17 protein-coding genes are annotated in these 26,939 nt (G+C 62.8%); 9 read left to right on the plus strand and 8 right to left on the minus strand.

The features are described from left to right. Positions 1 to 282: 282 nt before the first annotated feature. Together IE158_RS08495 and IE158_RS08500 are read left to right on the plus strand one after the other, a co-directional pair. Entirely contained in the window at positions 283 to 3,447 is a 3,165-nt protein-coding gene (locus IE158_RS08495; RefSeq protein ID WP_189643236.1) for a DEAD/DEAH box helicase, read from the plus strand. A gap of 503 nt (positions 3,448 to 3,950) precedes the next feature. Further along, positions 3,951 to 5,417: an alanine/glycine:cation symporter family protein gene (locus tag IE158_RS08500; RefSeq protein ID WP_189643237.1), complete on the plus strand. Its 1,467-nt coding sequence runs from the start codon at positions 3,951 to 3,953 to the stop codon at positions 5,415 to 5,417. A 151-nt stretch (positions 5,418 to 5,568) separates the two neighbouring features. On the opposite strand, the gene lon is transcribed toward IE158_RS08500, so the two are convergent. From lon to clpP, 3 genes are all read right to left on the minus strand, one after another. Further along, on the minus strand, positions 5,569 to 8,070 hold the full coding sequence (gene lon, locus IE158_RS08505; RefSeq protein WP_189643238.1) for an endopeptidase La: 2,502 nt from the start codon (positions 8,068 to 8,070) through the stop codon (positions 5,569 to 5,571). Positions 8,071 to 8,213: 143 nt separating this feature from the next. Next, entirely contained in the window at positions 8,214 to 9,428 is a 1,215-nt protein-coding gene (gene clpX, locus IE158_RS08510; RefSeq protein WP_189643239.1) for an ATP-dependent Clp protease ATP-binding subunit ClpX, read from the minus strand. After that, on the minus strand, positions 9,425 to 10,030 hold the full coding sequence (clpP, locus tag IE158_RS08515; protein ID WP_308430682.1) for an ATP-dependent Clp protease proteolytic subunit: 606 nt from the start codon (positions 10,028 to 10,030) through the stop codon (positions 9,425 to 9,427). The genes clpX and clpP overlap by 4 nt, the downstream gene beginning before the upstream one ends. A gap of 163 nt (positions 10,031 to 10,193) precedes the next feature. Here clpP and IE158_RS08520 point away from each other — a divergent pair, with 163 nt between their 5' ends. Beyond that, positions 10,194 to 11,153 carry a 3-hydroxyacyl-CoA dehydrogenase gene (locus IE158_RS08520; protein WP_189643241.1) on the plus strand — a complete coding sequence of 320 codons (960 nt, stop codon included), beginning with the start codon at positions 10,194 to 10,196 and terminating at the stop codon, positions 11,151 to 11,153. Positions 11,154 to 11,250: 97 nt separating this feature from the next. On the opposite strand, the gene IE158_RS08525 is transcribed toward IE158_RS08520, so the two are convergent. Further along, positions 11,251 to 12,936 carry a ribonuclease J gene (locus IE158_RS08525; RefSeq protein ID WP_189643242.1) on the minus strand — a complete coding sequence of 562 codons (1,686 nt, stop codon included), beginning with the start codon at positions 12,934 to 12,936 and terminating at the stop codon, positions 11,251 to 11,253. Positions 12,937 to 13,344: 408 nt separating this feature from the next. Here IE158_RS08525 and IE158_RS08530 point away from each other — a divergent pair, with 408 nt between their 5' ends. After that, the gene (locus tag IE158_RS08530; RefSeq protein ID WP_189643243.1) at positions 13,345 to 14,010 is read left to right on the plus strand and encodes a response regulator transcription factor; all 666 of its coding nucleotides are present in this window, start codon (positions 13,345 to 13,347) and stop codon (positions 14,008 to 14,010) included. Between the two features lie 200 nt (positions 14,011 to 14,210). Then, on the plus strand, positions 14,211 to 15,248 hold the full coding sequence (locus tag IE158_RS08535) for a hypothetical protein (RefSeq protein ID WP_189643244.1): 1,038 nt from the start codon (positions 14,211 to 14,213) through the stop codon (positions 15,246 to 15,248). A gap of 73 nt (positions 15,249 to 15,321) precedes the next feature. Here IE158_RS08535 and IE158_RS08540 read toward each other — a convergent pair whose 3' ends face one another. Continuing rightward, positions 15,322 to 18,273, minus strand: a complete 2,952-nt coding sequence (locus IE158_RS08540; protein ID WP_189643245.1) for an insulinase family protein — start codon at positions 18,271 to 18,273, stop codon at positions 15,322 to 15,324. 66 nt (positions 18,274 to 18,339) lie between these two features. Next, positions 18,340 to 18,810 carry a hypothetical protein gene (locus tag IE158_RS08545; RefSeq protein ID WP_189643246.1) on the minus strand — a complete coding sequence of 157 codons (471 nt, stop codon included), beginning with the start codon at positions 18,808 to 18,810 and terminating at the stop codon, positions 18,340 to 18,342. 64 nt (positions 18,811 to 18,874) lie between these two features. On the opposite strand from IE158_RS08545, the gene pyrF reads away from it, so the two are divergent. Continuing rightward, positions 18,875 to 19,696, plus strand: a complete 822-nt coding sequence (gene pyrF, locus IE158_RS08550; RefSeq protein WP_189643247.1) for an orotidine-5'-phosphate decarboxylase — start codon at positions 18,875 to 18,877, stop codon at positions 19,694 to 19,696. Positions 19,697 to 19,801: 105 nt separating this feature from the next. Here the strand turns inward: pyrF and IE158_RS08555 are convergent, their stop codons facing one another. Next, complete coding sequence (locus tag IE158_RS08555; RefSeq protein WP_189643248.1) at positions 19,802 to 20,746, minus strand: Hsp33 family molecular chaperone HslO; 945 nt, start codon at positions 20,744 to 20,746, stop codon at positions 19,802 to 19,804. A 459-nt stretch (positions 20,747 to 21,205) separates the two neighbouring features. Here IE158_RS08555 and IE158_RS08560 point away from each other — a divergent pair, with 459 nt between their 5' ends. Both IE158_RS08560 and IE158_RS08565 read left to right on the plus strand, forming a co-directional pair. After that, positions 21,206 to 23,014 carry an ABC transporter substrate-binding protein gene (locus IE158_RS08560; protein WP_189643249.1) on the plus strand — a complete coding sequence of 603 codons (1,809 nt, stop codon included), beginning with the start codon at positions 21,206 to 21,208 and terminating at the stop codon, positions 23,012 to 23,014. A gap of 513 nt (positions 23,015 to 23,527) precedes the next feature. Continuing rightward, positions 23,528 to 25,375: an ABC transporter substrate-binding protein gene (locus IE158_RS08565; protein WP_189643250.1), complete on the plus strand. Its 1,848-nt coding sequence runs from the start codon at positions 23,528 to 23,530 to the stop codon at positions 25,373 to 25,375. A 130-nt stretch (positions 25,376 to 25,505) separates the two neighbouring features. Here IE158_RS08565 and IE158_RS08570 read toward each other — a convergent pair whose 3' ends face one another. Continuing rightward, positions 25,506 to 26,297: a chlorite dismutase family protein gene (locus IE158_RS08570; RefSeq protein WP_229839015.1), complete on the minus strand. Its 792-nt coding sequence runs from the start codon at positions 26,295 to 26,297 to the stop codon at positions 25,506 to 25,508. A 197-nt stretch (positions 26,298 to 26,494) separates the two neighbouring features. Between IE158_RS08570 and IE158_RS08575 the strand changes: the two genes are divergently transcribed. Then, entirely contained in the window at positions 26,495 to 26,857 is a 363-nt protein-coding gene (locus IE158_RS08575; RefSeq protein ID WP_189643252.1) for a VOC family protein, read from the plus strand. Positions 26,858 to 26,939: the final 82 nt, after the last annotated feature.

Here is a 26,939-nt window from a genome sequence, read left to right on the forward strand (position 1 = left end):
TGGACCTCTTGAGGACTCCATTTCCTGCGCCAGGAGGGGCCGAAAGGCAACCTGTCAGGTACTGAGGGCCAGGGCGTGAGAAAAGTGCGCTGACCCGGCTGACTGACACCGCCCGCAGTGATTTCGGCAAGTTGGGCCAACTCAACTTCAGTTGGGAAGCGCAGTTCAAGGCGTGGCGTACGCAGAATCAGTTCATACGGTGGCCAAAACGGGTTGATCATGTGCTGAGAATAGTTGCGGACGCTCCGGCGGCGCATCAGCCATACAGCGTATCCTCTCTCAGTGACTGCCCAGACCGACGCGCCCAACCTCGCCCGCCTGCTGCCCAAAGCGCCCCCCGGAAACCTGCTGCTGCTGCCGCAGGTGGCCCGCGCGGCGCTGTTTGCCGCGCACGCAGGCCCAGCGGTGCTGCTGACCACGCCCGAGCGGGCGGCTCTGTACGCCTCGGCGGGAGCGCTCGGTGCGCCAGTCAGTGTGAATCCGGGCCTGGCCGACTGGGACACCCGCTGCGAACACGTGGTGCTGGACGTGAACACGGCCATGGACCTGTTTCCTGCCGACCCCGCCGCGCACTCGCTGACGCTGGCGGTGGGCCGCGAGTATGCCCGCGAGGACCTGCTGTCCCGCCTGGAAGTCCTGGGCTACGAGCGCGGCGAAGAACCGGGCTACGAGCTGCACGGCGACACATTGGAGCTGCGCCTCGGCCCCGGCATGGGCCTCCCCAAAGACGCGGACGAGCTGTGGATTCGCGCCGAGTTCTTCGGAGATGAGCTGGACACCCTGCGCCGCCTGGAGCCGGGCGGCCTGAGCGGTGAGAAAATCGAGCGCTGGACGCTGGAGCCCTCGGACGAGTACCTGAGCGATGTGAAGTGGGACTCTGCCCGCTTGGAGCAGCTGCCGGGCCGCATTTTTCTGGATGCGCCGGAGTTTTATGCGTCCAGCCTGGGCGTGCTGACCGATACGCTCTGGGCCGCGCTGCGCCGCTTCCAGGAGGGGGGGCGCGACATCACTTCCTTTGGCCGTGCGCCGCTGGACCTGTCCGACCTGGACAGTGGGCTAAAAGCTTTGCCGTTTTACCGCGCTCGCCTCAGCGACCTGGAGCGCGACGTGGCCGAGTGGCGCGGAGCGGGCTACCGCATCTTCTTGCTGGTGCGCCATGACCGCACCGCCGAATATCTGGCCGGGCGGCTGCTGGGCGCGGGGCCGGACGACAGCAGCGTAGAAGTGCCCTGGCTGAACTTGCCGCGTGTGCGGGAGGGTGAGCTGGGCTTCCTGCGGGCGCTGGGCGAGGGCGGCTTCGTCATCCCGGAATACAACACGGTGGTGCTCACCGAAGACCTGATCTACGGGTTTCAGGGTGGCTCGGCCCTGCGCGGCAAGCGGATGGCGGGCAAGCCGGTCACCGACGCGCTGGGCCTGCACGTGGGCGACTACCTGATTCACCCGGAGCACGGCATCGGGCAGTTTCTGGGGCTGGAAACCCGCACCGTGCTGGGCGTGACCCGCGACTACCTGAACCTGGAATACCGGGGCGGCTCGCGCCTGAGCGTGCCCATCGAGCAACTTTCGCTGCTGCGCCGTCACCCCGGCACCACCGACGACCCGCCGCGTCTGAGCAGCTTTGACAAGAAAGACTGGAGCAAAGCCAAGGAGCGGGCCCGCAAGAACGCCGAGGAGGTGGCCGCACGCTTGCTGGTGCAGTACGCGGCCCGCCAGGTGATGCCCGGCACGGCCTTTGCGCCGATTCCCGAGTGGGACGAGCAGGTGGAGCACAACTTCGAGTTCGAGCTGACGGACGACCAGCGCACGGCCCTGCGCGAAACCCTCAGCGACCTTGAACGCGCCCACCCTGCTGACCGCCTGATTTCGGGTGATGTGGGCTTTGGCAAGACCGAGGTGGCGCTGCGGGCCGCGCACCGGGTGGTGGGCCACGGCTACCAGGTGGCGATGCTGGTGCCCACCACGCTGCTGGCTGATCAGCACCTAGCCACCTTCCGGGAGCGCTTCCAGGGCCTGCCGGTGCGCGTCGAGGGCCTCAGCCGCTTTACTTCCGACAAGGAAGCCCGCGAGATTCTGGCTGGGCTGGCCAATGGCCGGGTGGACATCGTGATCGGCACGCACCGGCTGCTGAGCGGCAACATCGAATTTGGGAACCTGGGCCTGATCATCGTGGACGAAGAGCACCGCTTCGGCGTGGGCCAAAAAGAAAAGCTGCGGGCCATGCGCGGTATTCCCGACGCGCCCCGCAGCGGCAAACTGGAACTGCCCGAAGGCGTCAAGGCCGTAGACACGCTGTCGCTGTCGGCCACACCGATTCCGCGCACCCTGTACATGAGCATGGTGGGCCTGCGCGACATGTCCAGCATCCAGACCCCGCCCAAGGGCCGCAAGCCCATCCAGACGGTGCTCACACCGTTTGACCCGGTCACGGTGCGCGACGCCATCGTCAGCGAAATCGAGCGCGGCGGCAAGGTCTTTTATATCCATGACCGCATCGCCAGCATCGGCGCACGCAGCCTGTATCTGCGCTCGCTGGTGCCCGAAGCCCGCATCGGGGTGGCGCACGGACGCATGAACGAAGAAGAGCTCGAAGAGATCATGAAAGGCTTTGAGGACGGGGCCTTTGATGTGCTGCTGTCTACCACCATCGTGGAGACAGGCCTGGACATCCCCGAAGCCAACACCATCCTGATTGAGCGGGCAGACCGCCTGGGCCTGGCGCAGCTCTACCAACTCCGGGGCCGGGTGGGGCGGCGGGCGCAGACAGCTTACGCTTATCTGTTCTATCCGCCGCGCATGACCGAGAACGCGCAGCGCCGACTGTGGGCCATCGCTGACCTGCAAGACCTGGGCAGCGGGCACCTGCTGGCCGAAAAGGACATGGAGATTCGCGGGGTGGGCAACATTCTGGGCGAGGAGCAGCACGGGCAGGTGCAGGCCGTCAGTATTGACGTGTACACCGAACTGCTGGCCGAGGCCGTCGCCAAGCTCAAGGGCGAGAAGCTGGAGCCGGTGCCTACGGTGACCATTGACCTGCCGGTGAGTGCGCGGCTGGACCCCGAATACTTCGCCCTGGACGAAGAAGCCCGCATTGCCACCTACGGCAAGCTGTCCGAGGCCCGTACCCTCCAGGCCGTCAGCCGCATTGAGCGCGACCTGCGCAAGCGCTTTGGGCCGCCCACCCCGGAAGTTCAGAACTTTATCGACCTGGCTCGGCTGCGGATGCTGGGCCTACGCAAGCGCGTGAGCGAGGTGCGCGACGCCATGACCCACCTGCAAATCACCTTTGCCTACAAGTCGCTCGACTACGACGCGGCGGGCCTGCGCAGCTTCCCGCACAAGACTACGGTGACCACCTTCCCGCCCGCCGTGCAGATTGACAAGCGCGGGCTGAAGCCGGACGACTACCTCAAGGTGCTGCTGGACGTGCTGGGGTATTTCGGGTGAGGTCAGGGCTGCGAGTACCAGCCAGCAAAAGGTACGGTTGGCAGCCCTGACTCGCCTTTGAAAACATGGAATCAGGCCCAATGAGGTCTGACCAGAGTGCCGTCTGCTTGGGGAAGCCTTGCCCCAACCATGTCTGTGAGTGGCCCTGCTTACAAGGAACCCAGCTGGCAGGGGCTTTGTTTGACAGCCTTAGGGGAATCCGTTTTCAAAAATTCCCGTCGCACGTCCCGTAACTTTGATTGTGTCCATGCGGGAGCGGGAACCCTGGGGATTTGCAGCCTCGGGCCAGGTGTCAGAACCCAGCCCAAGGCTGCAAATTTCGTTTCAGCTGTCACATTTAGGGACAAATCACCTTGCATCCGCTGGTGTGCTAACCTCCGTGCATCTTTAGTCAAGCTATATGTTCACTCATTTGTAAGGTCTGGCGCGTGTCTGGGTACTTACGTGTGCGGCGCATAGCCTGGTGAGAGAGAAGGTCAAATCCCCCCCCTGGAGCTGAAAGCATGTTTGAAACCCTCGTGAATACCCTCAACGGTTGGGTCTGGAGCCCGGCCCTGATTTATCTCTGCCTGGGCGTCGGGCTGTACTTTTCTATCCGCACGGGCTTTTTGCAGGTGCGGCACTTTGGCGAAATGATCCGGCTGCTGCGCGATGGCCGCAGCTCCAACGAAGGTGTGTCGTCGTTCCAGGCGCTGGCGATGGCGCTGGCGGGGCGCGTCGGCACCGGCAACATTGCAGGTGTAGCGACGGCCATCACCTTTGGCGGTCCCGGCGCACTGTTCTGGATGTGGATGGTGGCGTTCCTGGGGGCCAGCACGGCGTTCGTGGAATCGGTGCTGGGCCAAATCTACAAAGAAAAAGACAGTGGTGGGCACTATGTGGGCGGCCCAGCCTACTACTTTGAAAAGGGCCTGGGGCAGAAGTGGTACGGCGTGCTGTTTGCGATCAGTGCCGCTGTCGCCTGCGGCCTGCTGCTGCCGGGCGTGCAGGCCAACTCCATCGCTACGGCCATGACCACCGCGCTGAATGTGCCTCCCATCTTCACGGCGGGCGTGCTGGCCGTCATTCTGGCCTTTATCATCTTTGGGGGCGTCAAGCGCATCGCGTCCGCCGCCGAAGTGATTGTGCCGTTCATGGCGGGGGCTTATATCTTGGTCGCCATCGCCGTGGTGCTGATGAATATTGGTCAGCTGCCTGAAACCCTGGCGCTGATTTTCCGCTCGGCCTTTGGCATGGACGCCGCGTTTGGGGCCATCATCGGTCAGGCGGTGGCTTGGGGCGTCAAGCGCGGCGTGTATTCCAACGAAGCCGGCCAGGGCACTGGCCCGCATCCTGCCGCCGCCGCCAACGTGTCTCACCCTGCCAAGCAGGGGCTGGTCCAGGCGTTCTCGGTGTATGTGGATACCCTGCTGGTGTGCTCGGCCACCGGGTTCATGCTGCTGACCACCGGCATGTACAACGTGCAGGACCCCAACAATGCCGAAGGCTTCTTGCATCAGGGTGTGGCGGGCGTGGCGGCTGGTCCCGGCTACGTTCAGACGGCAATGGAGAACATCATGCCCGGCATCGGTTCCATCTTCGTGGCAGTGGCGCTGTTCCTGTTCGCCTTTACTACCATTCTCGCCTACTACTACATCGCGGAAACCAACATCCGCTATCTCAGCCGCAGCGTGAATCTGGACTGGGCACTGCCCATCCTCAAGCTGGTGCTGATTGGCATGGTGGTGTACGGTTGCCTGCGGACCGCCGACCTGGCCTGGGCAATGGGTGACCTCGGTGTAGGTGTGATGGCGTGGCTGAACATCATCGGGATTCTGTTCTTGCAAAAGCCTGCACTGGCCGCACTGCGCGACTACGAAGCCCAGAAAAAGGCAGGCCGCGACCCTGTGTATGACGCCGAGGCCAACGGTGTCCACAACGCGCCGATGTGGGCCGACATTCGCCGTGATTTTGAAAGCCGCCGTGGCTAAGGCGCACGCCTGAAGCGACATTTCAAGCACCACAAGGAAAGGACCAGAGCCATATTCGCTCTGGTCCTTTCCTTGTGTGTTGTCGTTGGTCGGCTTCCAGTGGCCCCGGCCTCCAGCACTTCTGAGCAGCGCTGGAGGCCCGCACTCTGTATCAGGCCCCCGGCTGCGGACGCTTGGCTTTCGGTGCGGCCACCGGGTCAGCGGCCAGGTTTTCTTCTTGCTGCACTGGGAGCAGCAGCAGGTCCAGCACTTCGCTGACATTCTCCAGGGCGTGAATTTTCAGCTCGCCCCGGATGCTCTCGGGCACTTCTTGCAGGTGGGGTTCGTTGTCGGCAGGAATAATCACCTCGCGGATACCGCCCTGGTGCGCCGCCAGCAGCTTTTCCTTGACCCCGCCGATGGGCAGCACCCGTCCGCGCAGGCTGATTTCGCCGGTCATGGCCACGTCCAGCCGGACTGGGCGGCCAGTAATGGCGCTGATGACCGCCGTGGTGATGGTGATGCCCGCGCTGGGGCCGTCTTTCGGGGTGGCCCCGTCAGGGAAGTGGACATGCAGATCAATGTTCTTGTGGAACTCGGGATCAGCGCCGTATTCGGCGGCGTGCGCACGCAGGTAGGCGATAGCCGCTCCCACGCTTTCTTTCATCACGTCGCCCAGGCTGCCCGTCATGTTGATTTTGCCGCTGCCGGGGGTGGCCAGCGCCTCGACGAGAAGCATGGTGCCGCCCACGCTGGTCCAGGCCAGGCCCTGTGCCACGCCCACCTGAGGCTCTTTTTCCATCTTTTCGGGGCGGTGCAGGGGCACGCCCAGGTAGTCGGGAATCTGCGGAGCGTCAATCACGCGCACGCCTTCCCAGGGCTGCTCCAGCAGTTCACGGGCCGCCTTACGGGCCAGTTTGCTGATCTGGCGGTCCAGGTTCCGCACGCCGCTCTCGGCGGTGTATTCCTCGACCAGCCGGTTCAGCGCGGCATCGGTGATCTCCAGGCGGCCTTCCAGCCCGTGTGCTTTGATCTGGCGCGGCACGCGGTAGCGCTTGGCAATTTCTACCTTCTCGGCCTGGGTGTAGCCGGGAATCTGAATCACTTCCATGCGGTCCAGCAGCGGACGGGGGATGGTCTGGAGGCTGTTGGCTGTCGTGATGAACATGACCTGTGAGAGGTCATAGGGCACTTCGAGATAGTGGTCCTGAAAGGTGTGGTTCTGCTCGGGGTCCAGCACTTCCAGCATGGCGCTCGAAGGATCGCCGCGCCAATCGCTGGACATCTTGTCAATTTCGTCCAGCAGGATGATCGGGTTGACCACACCAGCCTGCTTCATGCCCTGGATGATGCGGCCCGGCATGGAGCCGATGTAGGTACGGCGGTGGCCGCGCACTTCGGCTTCGTCGCGCATGCCGCCCAGCGCCATCCGCACGAACTTGCGGTTGAGGCTGCGGGCAATGCTCTTGCCCAGGCTGGTCTTGCCCACACCGGGAGGGCCGACCAAGCACAGGATAGGTGCGCGCAGTTCGGCGTCATCGGTCCTTTCTTCGGCAGTGCGCTCAGCCTTGCGGCCTTCAGCTTCAGCGTCTTCGCCTTCGGCGTCCTGACCTTCTGCGCTCTGCGGCTCATCCTTGGCCTGGTCCGCAGTCAGCTGACGCACCGCCAGGAACTCCAGGATGCGGTCTTTCACGTCGCCCAGAGCGTAGTGGTCGGCGTCCAGAATGTCAGCCGTGCGGCTGATGTCCAGAATTTCCTCGTCGCGGCTGCTCCAGGGCAGGTCCAGCAACCATTCCACATAGTTGCGGACCACGGTGCTTTCGGGGCTGCCGCCAGGGGTACGCTCCAGCCGCTGAATTTCCTTGAGCGCCTTGTCCTTGACGCTCTGGGGCATGCCAGCGGCTTCCACGCGCTCCTTGAGGGCTTCGGCCTCGGCGGGGCCGTCTTCGCCGCCGCCCAGCTCCTGCCCGATGGCTTTCATCTGCTCACGCAGATAGTACTCGCGCTGGTTGCTGTCCATCTGCTCCTTGACCCGGCCCGCAATCTTCTTGTCCAGGTTGAAGCGTTCCAGGTCACGGGTCAGCAGGCTCAACACCTGTTCCAGGCGGGGGCGCAACTCCGCTTCGGCGAGCACGGCCTGCTTGTCTTCCACGTCCCAGGTGGCGTGGTGGGTGACGGTGTCGGCCAGCAGCGCAGCGTCGCTGAGGGCCTTGAGGTTTTCCAGCTGGTAGTTGTCCAGCCGCAGGCCCTTGTTCTGGCGCTGGTACTCCTCGAAGCTAGATTTGATTTCGCCCACCAGCACGTCCAGCACCCGCGCTTCTTCGGCGTCTGGGGTGGGGGCCTGGAAGGTTTCGGCACGGACGCGCATGTACGAGCTGGGCACTTCTTCCAGCACGCGGGCACGCTCCTGAGCCTCGACCAGCACCTGATAGGTGTTGTCGGGCATCCGCACCACTTGCTTGATGACGCCCAGTACGCCTGTGCTGTGCAGTTCGGCGGCGGTGGGGTCGTCGGTGCGGGCTTCGCGCTGGGTCAGCAGCAACACGCGGCGGTCCGCGGCCTGCGCTTCGTCAATGGCGCGCTTGGACTTGGGCCGGCCCACGTCCACGTTCATGGTCATGCCCGGCATCAGGACGATATTTCTCAGTGCAACTACGGGAAGTTCCCAGATCATTAGGTGCTCCTTTGGCGGAGAGGATGGCAAAAGTTGGCGGGGAGGGGCGGTGTAAGAACGCTGCACCCCGCTCCAAAGTAGAAAGGCAGTCTAGGAGCTGAGGTACAGCGGCGCTGTAATGCGAGTTGCGATTTTACTGAAGATTAAGCAGACTTCTTGAGTCCCTTAGACTCAAGCAAGCGCATCGGATGGTCAATGTGCTCCGCTTCAAACTTCAGGTCCTTGAGCCCTTCCAGCGGCAGCTCAAACAGCAAATCCGTCATGGCTTTTTCCAGTACGGCGCGCAGGCCACGGGCACCCGTCTTGCGTTCGCGGGCGCGCTTGGCAACCTCTTGCAGGGCCTCTTCGCTGAAGGTGAGGTCCACGTCCTGAAAACCGAACAGGGCCTGATACTGCCGGATGATGGCGCCCTGCGGCTCGGTCAGGATGCGGACCAGGGCTTCTTCATCCAGGTCTTGCAGCTGCACCACCAGCGGCAGGCGGCCCACAAACTCCGGAATCAGGCCGAACTTGACCAGGTCCTCGGGCATAAAGCGCACTTCTTCGTGCTCCTCGCCCTTGGCCTCAGCGCCAAAGCCCACGCTGCGCACGTTGGTGCGGCTGCGGGCGATGTCCTCCATGCCGTCAAAAGCTCCGCCCACGATAAACAGGATGTTGCGGGTGTCCACCTGTACCAACTCCTGCTGGGGGTGTTTGCGTCCGCCCTGCGGGGGCACCTGCGCGGTGGTGCCTTCAATGATTTTCAGCAGCGCCTGCTGCACGCCCTCGCCCGACACGTCGCGGGTAATGGAGGTGCCTTCCGACTTGCGGGCAATCTTGTCAATCTCATCCACGTAGATGATGCCGCGCTCGGCAGCCTGCGGGTCGTAGTCGGCGGACTGGAGCAGGCGAACGATGACGTTTTCCACGTCGTCGCCGACATACCCGGCTTCGGTCAGGGTGGTGGCGTCGGCAATGGCAAACGGCACCTCCAGCATCTCCGCCAGCGACTGTGCCAGCAGCGTCTTGCCGGTGCCCGTCGGGCCAATCAAGAGAATGTTGCTCTTTTGCAGGCCCGCGTCGGGGTGGCTGAGACGCTGATAGTGGCTGACCACCGCCACCGCCAGAGCCTTCTTGGCCTCGTCCTGACCGATCACGAACTCGTCCAGATAAGCCTTGATCTCCTTGGGGCTGGGCAGTTCGGACAGGTCGAATTCTTCGCCACTCGTCTTCAGGTTCTGGCGAACCAGCTCGGAGGCACGCTCGGCGCACTCGTTGCAGATAAAAGCGGTGCGGCCCGGCGCTTCGATCAGCTGGGCAATCTGGGGATGCTGCCTTCCGCAGAATGAGCAGCGGTCCCCGGTCACAGGTTTGGTCATGCGTTCTCCTCGCGGTTGCGTTCAATGACCTGATCAATCAGGCCATACTTCTGGGCTTCTTCGGGTGACATAAAGTAGTCGCGCTCCATGTCGCGCAGCAGCTTGTCGTGGGGCAAGTCGGTGTGCTTGTGGTAAATCTCGACCAGCTTGTCGCGCAGCGAGAGCACTTCCTTGGCCTGCACTTCCAGGTCCGGAGTGTTGCCCCGGAAGCCTGCACTGCCCTGGTGAATCATGATGCGGCTGTTGGGCAGGGCCATGCGCTTGCCCTTGTCACCGGCCATCAGCAGCACGCTGCCCATGCTCATCGCCATGCCCACGCAAATGGTGCTGATGGGCGCACGCACGTACTGCATGGTGTCGTAAATGGCGAGGCCCGCGTACACTTCACCGCCAGGGCAGTTGATGTACATCTGGATTTCCTGCTCAGGGTTCTGGCTGTCAAGCAGCAGCAGCTGAGCCACGATGGAGTTGGCCATCTGTGATTCCACCGGAGTGCCAACAAAGATAATGCGGTCTTTGAGCAGGCGCGAGTAGATGTCGTACGTTCGCTCGCCGCGCCCGGTCTGTTCAATCACGTAGGGGATGACACTCATACCCTCCAGTATCGCACGCTCGCTGCGGGCAAAGGTAGGCAGAAAGGAGGTTGCGGGCTGGGGCCTGACAGACCGATGAACTTACTTTTTGGCGGTGTGGGTTCCAGGTATAGGGTTGCCCGTGCACTTCAGGTGACAGGCCATGCGGCAAAGTGGGAGCGGGAGGAATTCTATGATCAAGACAGTGACGGTATGTGGCAGCGGCGTGCTGGGCGGACAAATCGCCTACCAGTGCGCGTTTCACGGCTTCAAGGTGCAGGTCTATGACATCAGCGAGGAGGCCCTGACCCGGGGCCGGACACAACTGGAAGGGTTGCCCGCGCATTTTCAGCGGGACTTGGGAGCAGCGCCCGAGCAGACCGCTGCTGGCCTGGCCCGCCTGAGCTACCACACCGACCTGGCGCAGGCGGTGCAGGGCGCGGACCTGGTGATTGAGGCTGTGCCGGAAAACCTAGACATCAAGCGCGAGTTCTACCGCCAGCTGGCCGCAGTCGCCGCGCCCCACACCATTTTCGCCACCAATTCGTCCACGCTGCTGCCCAGCGATATCGCGCAGGCCACAGGCCGCCCGGACCGCTTCCTCGCGCTGCACTTTGCCAACCGCATCTGGCGCAACAACACTGCCGAGGTGATGGGGTCGCCCGCCACTTCCCCGGAAGTCTTTGGGCAGATTGTGGAGTTTGCCGCTCAGATTGGCATGGTGCCCCTGCCGCTGTACAAGGAGCAGCCTGGCTACATCCTCAACAGTCTGCTGGTGCCCTGGCTGAGCGCCGCGCTGGACCTGGTGGTGCGCGATGTGGCCGACCCACACACGGTAGACCGCACCTGGATGATCGCCACGGGAGCGCCGCTGGGGCCGTTCGCCACCTACGACGTGATCGGCCTGACCACCGCCTACAACGTTAACCAGGCCAAAGCGGCGGCAGGTGATCCCCGCGGTGCAGCGGGAGCGGCGTATCTCAAAGACCGGATAGACAGGGGCCTGCTGGGCATGGCAACCGGCGAGGGCTTCTACACCTATCCGAACCCGGAGTACACGCAGCCGGATTTCCTCAGCCCGGCGCAGGTGTCTGCTTCGGCGCAACAGGAAGTGAGCGAGAAAGCGGACAACGAGTCCGGGGACCAGCACTGAACTGAGCCAGCCCGACCGCCCCAAGAGGGTGTGGTCGGGCTGGCGTCACCTTGTTTGATTCAGAGCGTTCAATCAGTGCTCAATCGGGCTTGGCTGCTCAGTCCACGATCAGGGGAATCAGCACCGGGTTGCGGCCAGTGGCCTTGCGCACGAAGCGGCGCACCTGGCCGTACATATCGTTACGGACATCTTCCAACCTGCGCTTGCCGCGCATGCCCTCGGTGACAGCTTCCAGGGCCACGCGGCGGATTTCTGCGTCCAGATCGGCGTTGGAGCGGGCAAAGCCACGTGAAACGATTTCCACATGCGGCGTGGGGTGCAGCACTGCCGTCAGCACGATGATGCCGTCCTGGCTCATGGCGCTGCGGTCCAGCAGCACTTCGTCGCCTATATCGCCCACGCCCAGGCCGTCCACGTACACTGCGCCCGCAGGCACCGTGCCCGTCACCTTGAACTCGTTTTCTTCCAGGTGCACGATATCGCCGTTGCGGGCGATCAGGGTGCGCTGGGGAGGCTGGGGCAGCGTCTGAGCCAAGCGGGCGTGGTTGATCTGGTGGCGCGGTTCGCCGTGCCAGGGCAAGAAGAACTTGGGCCGCACCAGGTTCAGCACCTCGGCCAGCTCGTCGCGGCTGCCGTGACCCGAAGCGTGCACCCGGTAGGTGGGCGGATAGTACACGTCGGTGCCAATTTCGTAGAGGTGGTTGATGACCAGATTGACCGCTTCCTCGTTGCCGGGAATCGGGTTGCTCGACAGAATCACCGAGTCGCCGCGCTTGAGCGCAATCTTGGCGTGGTTGCCAAAGGCCAGGCGGCTCAGCACGCTCATCGGCTGGCCCTGCGACCCGGTGCAGAGAAACAGCACCTGCGAGTCCTGGAGGCCCGCCACCTGATCAGAAGTCAGGAACGGCTCGGGCGCTTCCATAAAGCCTAATTCCTGCGCCACCTGGGTGTATTTCAGCATGGAGCGGCCTTCAATCACCACGCGGCGGCCCAGCTTGTGGGCGATGGTGAGGATGTTTTGCAGCCGCAGCACCTGCGAAGCGAAGGTGGTCAGGAACACGCGGCCCCGGCATCCGGCAATCACTTCTTCGAGGTTGCGGGCAATCTCGGCTTCGCTGGGGGTGCGCCCTAGGCGCTCGGCGTTGGTGGAGTCGCTCAGCAGCAGCAGCACGCCTTCGTCACCGGCCTGCTTCAGCCGGGCGAGGTCGCTCAGCTTGCCGTCGCCGGGCTCTTCGTCCAGCTTGAAGTCGCCGGTATGCACCACCTGACCCACCGGAGTTTTCAGCACGTAGCCGGTGTTGTCAGGAATGGAGTGGGTCATGCGGAACACGTCCAGCTGAAAGTGCTGGCCGATCTTGAGCTGGTCGCCAGCTTCCACTTCACGGAAGTCCACATCACTGTCCTTGATGCCGAACTCTTTGAATTTCTCGCGGACCAGCCCCAGGGTGAGGGGGCCGCCATACATGGGAATCTTGGGCAGGCGGGCGACCAGATAGGGCAGGCCGCCGATGTGGTCCTCGTGGCCGTGCGTCAGATACCAGCCTTTGATCAGGCCAGCATTTTGCAGCAGGTAATCCATGCGGGGAATAATCAGGTCAATGCCCGGCTGGCTGGCGTCAGGAAAGGCCAGGCCGCCGTCGACAAGCAGGATTTCGTCGCCGTAACGGTAGGCAGTGATGTTCTTGCCGATCTCGCCCATGCCGCCCAGCGGGATGACTTGCAGGTGCGGTTTGGGCTGGGCTTCGCCGGAAGGCTGGGAAGCAGGTTGGTTGGGGGTGGTCATGATGCTCCTTAGGGTGAGTGGAGTGGCTTTGGTCTGTGGGGAGACACATAGGGTGTCTTTGAGATAGCCCTGGTTGGGCTCGGTGCTTTGGTCAGGTAGGCCCGCTCGCAAAGTCGCCGCAAGCGCTTTGATGGCCAGGGCCGAAAGAGGGCGAAAGGATATGCTGAAGGCGGAGGCCAAAAGCCGTGCAGCACAGAGATGTTGCTGTGGGCCAGGCGCTACCGCAGTGCTCTTACGCTACCACAGGCAGCTGTGCTTGGCAGAGAGATGCACAGGGCCCGCCGCCGAACAGGATGTGGACCGAACAGGATGCAAAGAGGATCAGGCGCTGCCACTGCCCCTGTGCTGAAGGGAGCTTGGGGCAAGGGAGGAACCGCTTTCTTTAAGGAAGCGTTATGATGCGGAGCAATGAGCGAACATCACATCTTGATCATCGAGGACGACCTGGACATTGCCAACGTCCTGAAACTGGACCTGACGGATGCCGGGTATGAGGTGGACCACGCTGACGTGGCGATGACGGGCCTGATCAAAGCCCGCGAAGACAATCCGGACCTGATTATTCTGGACCTGGGCCTCCCTGACTTCGACGGCGGTGACGTGGTGCAGCGTCTGCGTAAGAACAGCGCCGTGCCCATCATCGTGCTGACAGCCCGCGACACGGTAGACGAAAAAGTCCGCCTGCTGGGTCTGGGCGCAGACGACTACATCATCAAGCCGTTTCATCCTGACGAGCTGCTGGCCCGCGTCAAGGTGCAGCTGCGTCAGCGCGTGACCGAGAGCCTCAGCATGGGCGATCTGACCCTGGACCCCCAGAAGCGCCTGGCAACCTACAAGGGCGAAGAGCTGCGCCTGAGCCCCAAGGAATTCGACATTCTCAGCCTGCTGATTCGCCAGCCGGGCCGGGTGTACTCCCGCGCCGAGATCGGCCAGGAAATCTGGCAGGGCCGCTTGCCCGAAGGCAGCAACGTGGTAGATGTCCACATGGCCAACCTGCGGGCCAAGCTGCGCGATCTGGACGGCTACGGCCTGCTGCGGACCGTGCGCGGCGTGGGTTACGCGCTGCGGGGCTAAGCCTTCTTACACCCTGACTGCTGAGCCTGCCTAACCCAAGCCCTGGCTGCCAGTCAGGGCTTTTGCCTTTGTTGAGAGGTTTGAGAGGTTACAGGGCTTTTCATGGGGCTCAAGGGGCAAGGGGGTATAGAGCTGCATTTGAGCGCTGCCAAGTCGTCAGGAGAGCGAAGGTTGCCCGCGAATCGCTAGACTGATGTTGCATGCCCAGCTCACAGATGGACCCCCGCATCATCTCTGCCTTACGGGACTATTTTTCTGCTTTTTTGATGTCCTGCCGTGAAAAGGAATTGGACCAGAAGGCCGAAGAGCGGCGGCACTTGCCAGAATTTTTTCTGACCTTCTCTCCGGATGCTTCGGGGGGGAGCACCAAGGCAGCGCTGTCGGTCTATCTGTCACAGGACCACCCACGCTATGAAACGCTGGATGAGGTGGTGGGTGAACATAAGGTATTTCTCGAAAGCTGTGAGGTCCCCCTCAGGTGCTATGGTCCGCAGGAGCGCACCGCTATGTACCGCGATTTCGCTCGCAGCGGCGTGACCTACTACCTGCACCCAGGAGCGCTGGAAGCCATAGCAGCCTTTCCTGTCAGCCGCGATGCCTATGGGCGGCTGTCGCTGATCCTGAACTGGATATATGGCCTGCTGCTGCTCGGAACAGGGGTGTTGATGCTGGCCGACGGCAACGACTGGGGCTTCTGGTTGGCCCTCGCGGCAGCGCTGACAGCGGTGTATGGCCTCTTGGCCTGGCTGCTCAACCGCCCGGCCCTGCGGCAGCCGCTCTCTGCCCTCCGCCAGCAGCGCTTCGGGGAGATTTTGTCCGACTGCCAGAAAGTGAGCGAGCGCCAGTTGCCACCCGCGCTGGCTCCCGAAGTGCCTGCCAGCGTGCTGAGCCTGCTGACACAGTTGCCTACAACCCGTCCCCAGAGCGCGGGAACGCTCAGCGAGGCCGAATGGCGGCTGGGCGAACTGTGGGACCTGGCGCACCGAGCTTCAGCAGAGCTGGCCAAGATTCCAGAAAGTAGCCCGGTCTATGCCAAGCGGGTCAGGGAAGTGGAGATGCTGCTGCGGCAGCTTCTTCCTGCCTTTCAAGGGGACGAGCGGGCGCAGGATGTCAGTCGCTTGAATGTCCTGTACGAGCAGGCTCAGCACCATGCTCAGGCGCTGGGGCTTGAGCTTCAGCCCATTCGCGCCGCCGATGCGCCTGAACAGCCTGAGCACGCCGCCCAGCGCCTGAGCTGATACAGACGGGGAGAGACGCGGGGACGGTGCGTCACCCGTCAGGCCCCTAAGCCCTACGCCTCACGGCAGTGGTTCAAATCTCCTGCACGGCCCAGTCAAACCCGCTGTCCTGTGTGGGGGCCTTGCCGGTCACGGTGGCATAGGCCGCCCGCTCTGGCGTGAGGTAGGTTGCGGCCACCCGGTTCACATCGTCCAGGGTCACGGTGAGCAGACGGGCCAGGTACGCTTCCTTGACCTCCACGGTGAAGCCCGCGTGGTCGCCAAAAAAGCGCATGCGGCCTACGGTATCGGGGCTGGTGAGAGGGTCCAGGGTTTTGCTGGCCCCCAGGACGGCTTCGGTCAGGTGGCTGGATTTGATGCGGCCACTACTCAGGAACGCAGGCACGCCCGCAAACACCTCGAAGGTGCGGTCCAGCTGCGGGTCGCGGTAGCTGCTCATGGTCAGTACGCCAGCGCGGCTGTCCAGGCTGGCTCCGGCTCCGTACGCGCCGCCTTTTTCGCGGATTTCGCCCAGCAGGTACTCGCTGCGGAGCAAGCGGGTCAGCACCAATAGGGCCGGGCTGTCGGGGTGGGAGAACGGCACCGTTTCCCAGGCCACAGCGTTGAATGATACCGGCGAGTCGGTCACTCTGGCCTGCGGCTGGCGGTCCAGCAGGGCTGCGCCGGGTTGAGCAGTGTGGCCGCCAGCCGCGAACACCTGCCCCAGACCGGACACATCCAGGTCCACACCGTGTGGGGTGGCGGTCAGTGCCAGCAGGGCCTCGCCGTGCGGGAGCGCCTGGGTGATTTGGGCGAAGGTGCCCAGCAAGCCGCTCAGGTCGCTGCCCTTGCCTGTCAGGCCCTTGAGGCGCTCCAGGCTGGTCAGGCCGCTCATGGTTTCTTGCAGGGCTCCGGCGCGGCTCACCTGCGCGGCGGCCAGGCGTTCGGCGTAGGCATTGCCCGCGCTGACCACACTGTTCTTGAGGGCGGCGTAGCGCTGGTCCAGCAGTTGCCGCAGCCGGGCTTCGGTAAAGCGGGGCTCGGCCAGCAGGTCGCGCATCAGCTCGGTGAGGGCGGCACCGTTGCGCTCTAGCGCCTTGCCACTCAGGGTCAGCGACAGGCGCACATGTTCCAGGCTGTCTGGGGCGTGGCCCACGCCGATACTTGCGCCGATACCACCCGTGACCGCCTCGGTGCGGCGGGCCAGTGCCAGATAGTCGCGCTCGCCCGCGCCCGATTGCGTGAGTGCTCCAGCGTATAGCCCCAGGGCTTCGACCTGAGCCGCACTCAGCTCTGGCAGCCGCGTTTGCACATCCAGGTAGGTCAGGCCGCCGGTGGGCTGCGGAATTCGGCCCAGCAGCGCCGCGCCGGTGCGTTCCTCCGCGTAGTCCGGGCGCGGCAGCTGCCGGGTCACGTCGTCCAGCCCCAGCGAGGGCAGCACCGTGCTGTCGGGCTCCTGCGCCTGCCACTGCGCCAGCGCGGCGCTGTCGGCCAGGATGCGCTCACGGCCAGCGTCGTCCAGTGCGGCCCCCATCTGCGCCACCTGCTCGGCTTCGTCGGCTTCAGTTTTGGCAGCCAACTCTGGGTCGGGGGTCAGGGTGAGTGTCACACGGTGGGGGCTGTCCAGCAGCTCACGCAGCATCGGCTCGAACACCGGCCCGGCTTTCAGGTCGGCGCGCAGCCGCTCCAGCTCGGGCTCCAGCCTGAGGGCGTTGGCGGGATGACCGCCATTCATCCAGGGCCCCACCAGGCCGAACATCACCCCCAGGCCATAAGGAAAGCCAGCGTTGCTCACCTCCCGGCTCCCCAGCTCGAACCCGTGCAGGCTGCTTTCAATCAGCTCCTGGTCCAGGCCCTCCTCGGCAATCTGGCGCAGGGTGTCCAGCACCAGAGCTTCTACAGCGTCCGTCTGCTCCAGCGGCAGTCCCTTGAGGCCAGCGGCGAAGGCGCCCTCGCGGTACGAATCGCGGTAGCCGCCCACGTCGGCCAGCGCAGTGCCCAGGCCCGAATCAATCAGGGGCTGGGTGAGCGGCGCGGCGGAGTTGCCCAGCAGGACATCGCTCAGCACGCTCCAGCGCAGGTTCTCGCGGGGGTCGGCGCTGTAGCCCAGCTTCCAGCCCACCACCACCTGCGAGCCGCGTTCCAGGTCGCTGCCCGCGTAGGCCACTTCCTCGCGGCGCGGGGCGCTGAAGGCAGGCTGGTCGGGCACGCTCACGTCCAGCTCCTGCGCGCTGAACCGCGACATCACTTCACGTTCAATCACGTCCAGCACTTCTTCCAGCGCCACATTCCCGTAGGAATAAAAGTAGGCGTTGGAGGGGTGATAGTGCGCCGCGTGAAAAGCCTTCATGCCTTCGTAGCTGAGGCTGGGAATGTCGGCGGGTGTGCCGCCGGAGTTGTTGGCGTAGGTCAGGTCTGGATACAGCGCTTTCCCGAACGCCCGGTACAGCACGCTGCCGGGGGTGGCCATCGCGCCTTTCATTTCGTTGTAGACCACGCCGCCCAGTTTCAGCGGGCTGGTGGGGTCGTCCGGGGTTTCAAATTCCAGCCGCCAGCCGTCTTGGAGAAAGCTCTCGCGGCGCAGCAGCGGGAAAAAGGTGGCGTCCAGATACACCGACAGCAGGTTGAAAAAATCGGCGCGGTTGCGAGTGGAAAAGGGATAGGTGGTCCAATCGGCGGCGGTCATGGCGTTCATGAAGGTGCTCAGGGACCGGGGAATCATGGTGAAAAAGGGGTCGGCCACCGGGTATTTCTGCGACCCCATCAGCACGTTGTGTTCCAGGATGTGGGCCACGCCGCTGCTGTCCTGCGGCACGGTGGGAAAAGTCACGCCAAAGGCGAGGTTGTCGTCTTCGCGCTGAACGTGGGCGTGTCGTGCGCCGTTCTCGTGGCGCAGCAGCACCAGCGTGCCCTGCATTTCGGGCAGGTCATGGACTTCTTCAACGTGGTAGCGCCCCACCTGTGAGCCTGCGGCGGGCAGTGGAGGAAGGACCGGGGCCTGAAGGTCAGCCGTCTTGTGCGGAGCTGTTGTGTGAGAGGTGGTCATATCCCGGCATGATAGGGGAGGGGTGAGCGGGTAAAAGTGGGAGATGTGGCGGCTGAAGCGGCGTGGCTAGTGCCTGACCTCTACTTCTATCTCTGGTGCGGCAAACTCTGGGGGCAGGTCCAGAGCCAAGCTGTAGACGCCCGTAGGCACGCCGCGCACGCTGTACCAGAAGCGGTGCTGGACGGTTTGCCCAGGCTCCAGCTGAAGCACCAGCGCATCCGTTTGACAGCCACCCGACCTCGGCTCTGGCATGGGCCTAACCTGTTCGCCAGTCTGGACGTTTTGTAGCGGCGCGGTGTTCAGGCCGCACTCTCTGTCCTCTGTTGGCATGGGATGCGTGACTGTCGGCCCGCCCGCGTTGGTCAGGGTCACGTCTACAGAAAGGTGTGGCCCGCTCACCCAGCGCGGATGTGAAACCTGCACCGTATATGGGCCTTGCGTGTGCCTATAGCCTGTGCGCTCAAGTGAGGCGGTGCAGCTCGTCAGCAACGAGGCGGCGGCCAGGGCAACGGCCAAGGCGGGGCGGGTCAGGGGCATGCCCGCAGGCTAGTGGGCGAGGGTTAAAGCCGTCTGACAGCGCAGGGCTTTACACTTGTCCCCGATGACTCTGCCTTTTGCCCAAGCTGTCACCGAACGCACCCGCACGCTGAATACCCGCCTGTGCGTGGGACTCGACCCGCGCCTGGGCGAGTACCGCGACCCTGCACACCTGCGGCAGCACACGCTGGAGGTGCTGGAAGCCACCGCACCTTACGCCGCCGCCGTCAAGCCGCAGCTGGCCTTTTACGAGGCGCTGGGCCTGACCGGCATGCAGATTCTGGAAGAGGTCTGCGCAGCGGCCCGCACCCTGGGCCTGCCGGTGATTCTGGACGCCAAGCGGGGCGACATCGGTTCTACTGCTGAAGCCTACGCGCAGGGCTGGCTCACGGGGCGGCACGCGGGCGCAGCGCTGACGGTCAATCCGTTTTTGGGCTTCCAGACGCTGCAACCCTTCGTGCAAGCAGCGCGGGAGAATGGCGGCGGCGTATTCGTGCTGGTCAAGACCTCTAACCCTGACCAGGCTGATTTGCAGGGTGAGGGACGGAGTGGCGCGAGCGTCAGCGAACGGGTGGCTGCCGAAGTGGCCCGCCTCGGTGCTGAGGAAGAAGGCGAATACGCCAGCGTGGGCGCAGTGGTGGGGGCGACCCACCCGGACGATCTGCCGCACTTCCGTGCCCTGATGCCGCGTGCGCTACTGCTGCTGCCGGGGCTAGGCGCACAGGGGGCCAAAGCCAGTGACCTGGCGGGCGCATTCCATGCAGGCGGCACGGGTGCCCTGGTCAGCGCCAGCCGGGGCGTACAGTACGCGGCAGGTCTGGATGTGGCGGCGGCGCGGGCAGCGGCCCAGACGTTCCGGGACGAGCTGAACAGCGTCATGCCTTGAGGGGAAGAGAGCGCAGAGCGTAAGGCAAAAAGAAGAAGGCAGAAGGTGTGCAGAGATGTGCTTCTGCGGGCCTTCTGCCTTCCGCTGCTCTAGGGTTCTACTGCTCTATGCCTGAGCGGGGTTTTCGCCCAACTCCAGTTCCAGTCCAGCAATCTCTTCGGGCTGAAAGAAGTATTTCTCGTTGCACCAGTGGCAGACCACTTCTTGTCCGCCTTCGTCCTGCATGTCGCGGCGCTCGGCTTCGTCGAAGAACATCAGACTGCTGGCGGCCCGCTCACGCGAGCAGCGGCACCGGAATTCCCACGGCTCGGCGTCTTCGCTGATCTGTGGCTCCAGGCCTTCCAGAGCGCGCTGCACGGTGCCCAGCAAGCCCACTTCCCGCATGGAAGTGGTCAGCAGGCCGATGCTGGCGATGTTCTTTTCCAGCTGTGACAGTGTCTCGTCGCTCACACCTGGCATGGCCTGAATCAGCAGGCCGCCGCTGATGGCTACGCGCCCGCCTTCTTCGTACACGCCCAGCAGGAGGGCATTGGGAATCTGTTCGCTGCGGCCCAGGTAGGTGCTGATGTCCTCGGCAATTTCACCGCTGACCAGCTCCACACTGCCGGTCCAGGGTTCGGCATTTTCCAGCAGGCGGGTCACCGCCAGCTCACCGTCTTTGCCGACCACGCCGCTCACGTCTAGCTTGCCGTCGCTTTCGCGGGGGGGCAGGTCCGCGCCGGGGTCATGGACATACCCGCGTACGGTGCCGGGATGGTACGTACCGCCCACCTCGCCGCCAGCGGTGCCCTCAGCCACCACCCAGCCGATAGGGCCGCCGCCCTGAATACGCAGGGCCACGCGGCTGCCCGTGTTCTTGCCCAGCACCACGGCCAGCAGCCCAGCTCCTATCAGGCTGCGGCCCAGTGCGGCGGTGGCCGTTTTGCTGAGGTTATGGCGTAACCGGGCTTCTTCCACGATTTGCGTGCCGTCCATGGCGACCACGCGCAGGGTGCCCTGGGCGGCGATACCGCGCAGGAGATAAGACTGTGTATAGGCAAAATCGGTCATTGTCCCAGCTTAGGCCAAGTGGCCTAAAAGTAATGGTGCAGCTACAGGCAGTTGCGCCGGGAGACTGTCCACAGGCACACGTGCCTCGGTGCTCAGGGGTGGCTGACTTTGCAGCATAAAAAAGCGCTCATGCCTCACTCGGTGTCCGGCGCTTCTTCACGGTATCGAAAAAAAAGTCACCTAAATCTAAACATTTGAACATGTAATAGCCCTAAGATATTTCAAAAGTTTAATATAACCACTTGAAAAGCAGTTTTCAGCGGACGGGTTCAATCTGGAAATTATTCACCTTGTTTCTACTTTATGCAAAAGTCGCTGCGGCTCTCTATACAAAGTGAGCAAATCATGTAGAATTTGCTTCCGGTTAGATCTATCAACCCTGCGCCTGCTGCCACTCGGCGGGCAGGCGTGCTGCGTGCTGCTGCGAGAAGTTCTGGCAAGCCGCCCAAGGAGACATGCATGAAGAGAATTTTTGCCCTGACCACCCTGGCTCTGGCCCTGGCCGCCTGTGACACCAAGACCACCACCACCGAGACCACCTCGGGCGTGACGACCACCTCTGAAACCACCGCTTCCGGCGCGGCGGCTCCTGCTTCCGGCGCAGCCACCGTGTCGGCAGCTGGCAAGAGCGACACCCTGGTGATTCAGCGCTCCAGCGACATTCCCACCACCGACCCCGGCACCTCCTACGACACCGCCAGCGGCGAAGTGCTGGAGAACGTGTACGAGACCCTGGTGACCTACAAGGGCAACTCCACCACTGAACTCGAAGGCGTGCTGGCAACGGAGTGGAAAGCCAACGACGCGGGCACCCAGTACAGCTTCACGCTGCGCCCCGACGTGAAGTTCCACAGTGGCAACCCCATGACCTGCGCTGACGCTGAGTACACCTTCCAGCGCAACCTGGTCACCAACACTGCCGACTCCGGCAACTGGTTCATGGCTGAGTCGCTCCTAGGCACCGGCGCCAACGCCAACGACGACAAGAACGTCACCTGGGACAAGATTGACGCTGCGGTGCAGTGCGACGGCGAAACCCTCGTGTTCAATCTGCCCAAGGCTGACCCTGCGTTCCTCGCCAAGCTGGCTTACACGGGTCAGGCCATCGTGGACTCCAAGCACGCCAAGGAAATCGGTGAGTGGGACGGCACGGGTGACACTATGATGAAGCACGTGGGCGTGGACCTGACTGGTAGCCCCCTCGCCAAAGATCCCAGCGGCACCGGCCCCTACCAGATTGTCAGCAACGACTCGACGGGCGTGACCCTCAAAGCCTTTGACGGCTACTGGGGCGGCGCTCCTGCCATCAAGAACGTGGTGCTGAGCATCGTGCCTGAGCAGTCCAGCCGTATTCAGGCCTTCTTGAACGGTGACGCTGACCTGATCGAATCGGGTGGCCGCGAAGTGGTCGAAACCCAGCTGGCTGGTCAGCCTGGCGTGCTCACCGTTGATAACCTCGAAAACCTGGGCACCTTTGGCTTCACCATGAACCAGGACCTGGAAGGCAGCCCCAACCTGGGCAGCGGCAAATGGGGAGACGGGATTCCTGCCAACTTCTTCCAGGACGCCAACATGCGCAAGTGCTTCGCTGCGGCCTTTGACTATCAGTCCTACATCGACCAGGTCCAGATGGGCAAGGGCGAGCAGCTGAACACCATGCTGCCCAAGTCCTTCCTGGGCTATGACGCCAGCCTGCCGCTGGCCCAGTACGACATGGCCGCTGCCGAAGAAGCCTGTAAAGCAGCCCACGGCGGACAAGCCTGGGAAAACGGCTTCACCCTGAACGCCGCTTACCGCGAAGGCAGCAAGACCATGCAGACGGCCCTGGAAATCCTCAAGATGAACATGGAGGGCATGAACCCTAAGTTCAAAATGAACATCCAGCCGCTGCAGTGGAGCGAAGTGATCAGCAAAGCTGACGAGCAGCCGATGATCTACGTGGGCTGGTCGCCCGACTACGGTGACCCCGACAACTTTATTCACACCTTCTACCACTCCGACGGCTACTACAACAGCCGCGCTGGCTTCAAAGAGCCGGAGCTGGACAAGCTGATTGATCAGGCCCGCACCAGCACCGACGAGGCGCAGCGTAAGGCTCTGTACAGCCAGATTGCGAAGATGGCCGCTGAGAAGAACCTGTACCTCCAGCTGCCTACCGGCATTGACGTGGCTGCTGTACACGACAACCTCAAGGGCGCTACCGCTGAAGGCTACAACGCTATGAATAGCGGCCTGTGGCTGTGGAAGAACCTGAGCAAGACCCAATAAACCTGAGAAGAACCTAAGCTGCATGGCTGCTCTACTGAGCCCGCCGTATGAGCCGCACCCAAGCCCCTGGCCCCGCGCTGGGGGCTTTTGCGTGCGTCCGGGAGTGTGATCCATCAGGCGCACGGGTCGCCTCTTGCTGGTGTACGGCTGACTGAATAGTGGTCTGCATAAATTACAGCACGGGGTCTATCCCTCTATCGGCGAGACAGAAAGGGCACTCCTTTTCCGTATGACAACTCGGGGCGAGCCCGCTTGCTGATCATGCACGCCTAGGGAGCAAAACGAGTTACAGGACACTGGCAAACTTCGTCATGATTGTGTATTGTTACTCATCAGCTACTTCATCTCATCTAGGCAGTGATCTGGAGTATGGGAATTTGTCCCGCCCAGACGAATTTTTGAACCTTTGGTTCAGAGACTGCTCAATGAGAAGCTGGCTCATTCTTGGAAGGCCCGGAGTGCCCAAAACTGCTACCAGCCTTCCTAATTCCCCCCACAGGAGTACAAGTACACATGAAGAAATCTGCCATCCTGCTGACCACCCTGACCCTGATGCTGGCCGCCTGTGACACCAAAACCACCACCACCCAGAGCACTTCGGGCACCACCAGCACCGAGACGGCTTCTGCTGCGAGCACCAGCGGCACTGACGCTTCGGCCACCACGACCACCGCTTCGGGTACGACGGGCTCCGCTGTGGGTGGGGCCAGCAAGACCGGCAAGGACACCATGGTGATCCAGACTTCTTCGGATGTGCCTGCTATGGACCCCGGTACTTCCTATGACACCTCTAGTGGTGAGCTGCTGGAGAACATGTACGAGACGCTGGTGACCTACAAGGGAACCTCTATTGATGAGTTTGAGGGCTTGCTGGCCACCGAGTGGGAAGAAGTGGACGGCGGCAAGAGCTACCGCTTCACGCTGCGTCCTGATGTGAAGTTCCATAGTGGCAACCCCTTTACCTGCGCCGACGCCGAGTACACCTTCCAGCGCAACCTGGTGACCAACGGAGCTGAGTCGGGCAACTGGTTCCTGGCCGAGTCGCTGCTGGGCACCGGTGCCAATGCCAACGACGACAAAAACATCACCTGGGCACAGATTGACGGTGCTGTGCAGTGCGACGGCGAAACCCTGGTATTCAACCTGCCCAAGGTGGACCCGGCCTTCGTGTCCAAGCTGGCCTACACCGGTCAGGCTATCGTGGACTCCAAGCACGCCAAGGAAATCGGTGAGTGGGACGGCACCGAAGCCACTTGGAAGGATGCTGTGGGCGCTGACCTGGCCCAGAGCGCCCTGGCCAAGGACCCCAGCGGCACTGGCCCTTACGAGATGGTGAGTGCTGACGCCAGCACCATGACCTTCAAGGCCTTTGAAGGCTACTGGGGCGGCGCTGCGCCTATCAAGAATGTGGTTCGCCAGCTGGTCCCCGAAGAGGCCAGCCGCGTGCAGGCTTTCCTGAATGGTGACGCTGACCGCGTGGAGTTTCCCAGCCGTGAAGTGATTGATACCCAGGTGAAGGGCAAGCCTGGTGTGGTGGTTGAAGAGGGGCTGTCTAACCTGGGTGCCTATGCCTTCCTGATGAATATGAATCTGGAAGGTAGTACCAACCTGGGCAGCGGCAAGTGGGGCGATGGTGTGCCGGTCAATTTCTTCCAAGATGCCAACATGCGCAAATGCTTCGTGAATGCCTTCAACTACGACCAGTACATTGAGCAAGTGCAGCTGGGCTACGGCAAGAAGCGCAACTTTATGCTGCCCCCTGAGTTCATGGGCTATGACGAGAGCATCGCTCCCGCCAACTACGATATGGCTGCTGCTGAAGAAGCCTGCAAAGCAGCTCACGGTGGTGCGGCCTGGGAGAACGGCTTCACGGTGAACGCCGCTTACCGTGAAGGCAGCAAGTCCATGCAGACGGCCATGGAAATCCTGAAGCAAAACATTGAGCAGCTGAACCCCAAGTTCAAGATGAATCTGGTGCCTAAGCAGTGGAGCGAAATCATTGACCAGAAGAACAAAGAAGTGATGGTGTACGGCGGCTGGGCACCCGACTACGCCGACCCGGACAACTTCATCCACACCATGTACCACTCTGAGGGCTACTACGCTCCCCGCAGCGGAATCAATGATCCTGAAATTGATAAGTGGATTGACGAAGCCCGCAGCACCACCGACGTGGAGAAGCGTAAGGCTATCTACAAGCAGATTGCCCAGAAGGGGATGGACCAGTCCTACTTCATCATCCTGCCAGTGGCAGAAAATCAGAACGTGTACCGCGAGAACCTGCAGGGCAAGACCAAAGCCACCGAGAATGCCATGCTCGCTGGCGGCTGGCTCTGGAAGGACCTCAGCAAGACTCAGTAAGCCTCAGGCCTCTGATGCTCAGAAAGTCGCCCCAGGTGGGCGGCTTTTTTTGGTTGTGTGAAGCAGAAAAAGGGAGCTGGCATCAGGGCCGCTCCCTTTTGCATTGCGCTTTCTCTCCTGTGCTCTGCCCTTAGGCCAGGTCATTCAAAATGTCGGCCACGTCCTTGCGGATGCAGGTGAACATGGGCGTGTCCTGCAGGGTGTAGTTGCTGGCCTCGGTGTAGCGCAGGCGGTGAACCAGGTCCACAAACTCCTGCGGGTAGTCCGAGTCAAAGGCCACCACGAACTCCTGGTCGTCAATGCCGTAGCTGTAGCTGGTGTTGATGCGCACACCCTTGAACGGCTCGGAGGCGTAGATGTGCTCATCCATCATGCCCTGGCGGGAATAGGGAGTCAGGTCGTACCAGGCGCGGGTCTTGATGAAGGGATAGATAAACAGGTATTTGCCCTTGCCCGGCAGCATTTCCAGGCCGTGCCCGCTGCCCTCAATACGGACCACGTACTGGCTGCGCTTTTGCATGCTGAGGTAGTTGTAGGGCTGCGTCAGGTAGCCCATCAGTCGGGTACGGTTGAGGCGGGCCTGGGCACCCTGAAACTCTGCCGGGTCAAAGGCGATGCGCCACAGCATAAAGTCCACGTCGCCGCGCACGCCCACCAGCGAGTAGGTGCGCTGAATCAGGCCCTTTTCCGCTGGGGCACCCTCTGTCCAGCCCTGCACGGCGGCCTGAAACTCGGCCTTGATCTCCTCGCGCTCGGCCTGGGGCAAGCGGCGGAAGGCTGGGTCCAGTTTGTAAAAGGCGTAGTTGAGGTACTGGCGGTTGGCGCGGTCAGGTTCCTTCTGGCCGACCTGTCCACTGGGGTCAAGGTCCACCATGCGGCCACGGCCTTTGCGGGCGGCTACGGCGGGGCCGCTGGGCTGCATCGGCTGGCCGCCTGCGCTGCCCTGCGGGGCCGGAGTCGCCTGAGAAGCGGAATGCTGTTCTTCGGGATTGCTCATGGCCCTATTGTGGCATGCCTGGCACCGCTGCTCGGAGGACGATATTCCCGTCTCAGACTGTATTTTGGCTGACTGAAAGGTCGGTCAGGCTGACGGGCCCGGCAGCTGCTTTACCCTGAAGTATGGCCTTTAAGCATGTTTCGTTTTTGACCCGTGACTTGGACCGGACGCTGGCGTTCTATGCCCTGCTGGGTGCTGGGCTGCTCAAGCGCCTGCGGACGCCCGAAGGGTATGACCGCGCCGTGCTGGACCTGGGTGGGGCGCGGGTACAGTTCTTTCAGATTGCGGGCGAGCAGCCCGCGCCGCACCCTCACTGGGCCGAGCATCTGGCGCTGGAGGTGCCCGACCTGGGGCTGACTGTAGAGCAGCTGCGCGGCGCAGGGTATCGTCTCAGCCGCGAGGTGCAGCCCAGTCCCGGTGGCCGCCCGATGGCCTTTGTGCTTGACCCGGATGGGCGCTCGGTGGAACTGCTGCAGCAAGACTAAGGCTATGTGCCCATGCTCCGGGTGCGTGGCCAAGTGAGCTGGTCAAGTCTCTGCAAAAGAAAGCCGTCCGCGCTGGGGACAC

The sequence above is a fragment of the Deinococcus piscis genome, assembly GCF_014653275.1.
GTDB lineage: Bacteria > Deinococcota > Deinococci > Deinococcales > Deinococcaceae > Deinococcus > Deinococcus piscis.

Bases quoted from the DNA above. Each gene is read 5' to 3' on its own strand.
- IE158_RS08500 (WP_189643237.1), top strand. From the start codon at position 3,951: ATGTTTGAAACCCTCGTGAATACCCTCAACGGTTGGGTCTGGAGCCCG.
- lon (WP_189643238.1), bottom strand. From the start codon at position 8,070: ATGATCTGGGAACTTCCCGTAGTTGCACTGAGAAATATCGTCCTGATG.
- clpX (WP_189643239.1), bottom strand. From the start codon at position 9,428: ATGACCAAACCTGTGACCGGGGACCGCTGCTCATTCTGCGGAAGGCAG.
- IE158_RS08520 (WP_189643241.1), top strand. From the start codon at position 10,194: ATGATCAAGACAGTGACGGTATGTGGCAGCGGCGTGCTGGGCGGACAA.
- IE158_RS08525 (WP_189643242.1), bottom strand. From the start codon at position 12,936: ATGACCACCCCCAACCAACCTGCTTCCCAGCCTTCCGGCGAAGCCCAG.
- IE158_RS08530 (WP_189643243.1), top strand. From the start codon at position 13,345: ATGAGCGAACATCACATCTTGATCATCGAGGACGACCTGGACATTGCC.
- IE158_RS08535 (WP_189643244.1), top strand. From the start codon at position 14,211: ATGCCCAGCTCACAGATGGACCCCCGCATCATCTCTGCCTTACGGGAC.
- IE158_RS08540 (WP_189643245.1), bottom strand. From the start codon at position 18,273: ATGACCACCTCTCACACAACAGCTCCGCACAAGACGGCTGACCTTCAG.
- IE158_RS08545 (WP_189643246.1), bottom strand. From the start codon at position 18,810: ATGCCCCTGACCCGCCCCGCCTTGGCCGTTGCCCTGGCCGCCGCCTCG.
- pyrF (WP_189643247.1), top strand. From the start codon at position 18,875: ATGACTCTGCCTTTTGCCCAAGCTGTCACCGAACGCACCCGCACGCTG.
- IE158_RS08555 (WP_189643248.1), bottom strand. From the start codon at position 20,746: ATGACCGATTTTGCCTATACACAGTCTTATCTCCTGCGCGGTATCGCC.
- IE158_RS08560 (WP_189643249.1), top strand. From the start codon at position 21,206: ATGAAGAGAATTTTTGCCCTGACCACCCTGGCTCTGGCCCTGGCCGCC.
- IE158_RS08565 (WP_189643250.1), top strand. From the start codon at position 23,528: ATGAAGAAATCTGCCATCCTGCTGACCACCCTGACCCTGATGCTGGCC.
- IE158_RS08570 (WP_229839015.1), bottom strand. From the start codon at position 26,297: ATGCAGCCCAGCGGCCCCGCCGTAGCCGCCCGCAAAGGCCGTGGCCGC.
- IE158_RS08575 (WP_189643252.1), top strand. From the start codon at position 26,495: ATGGCCTTTAAGCATGTTTCGTTTTTGACCCGTGACTTGGACCGGACG.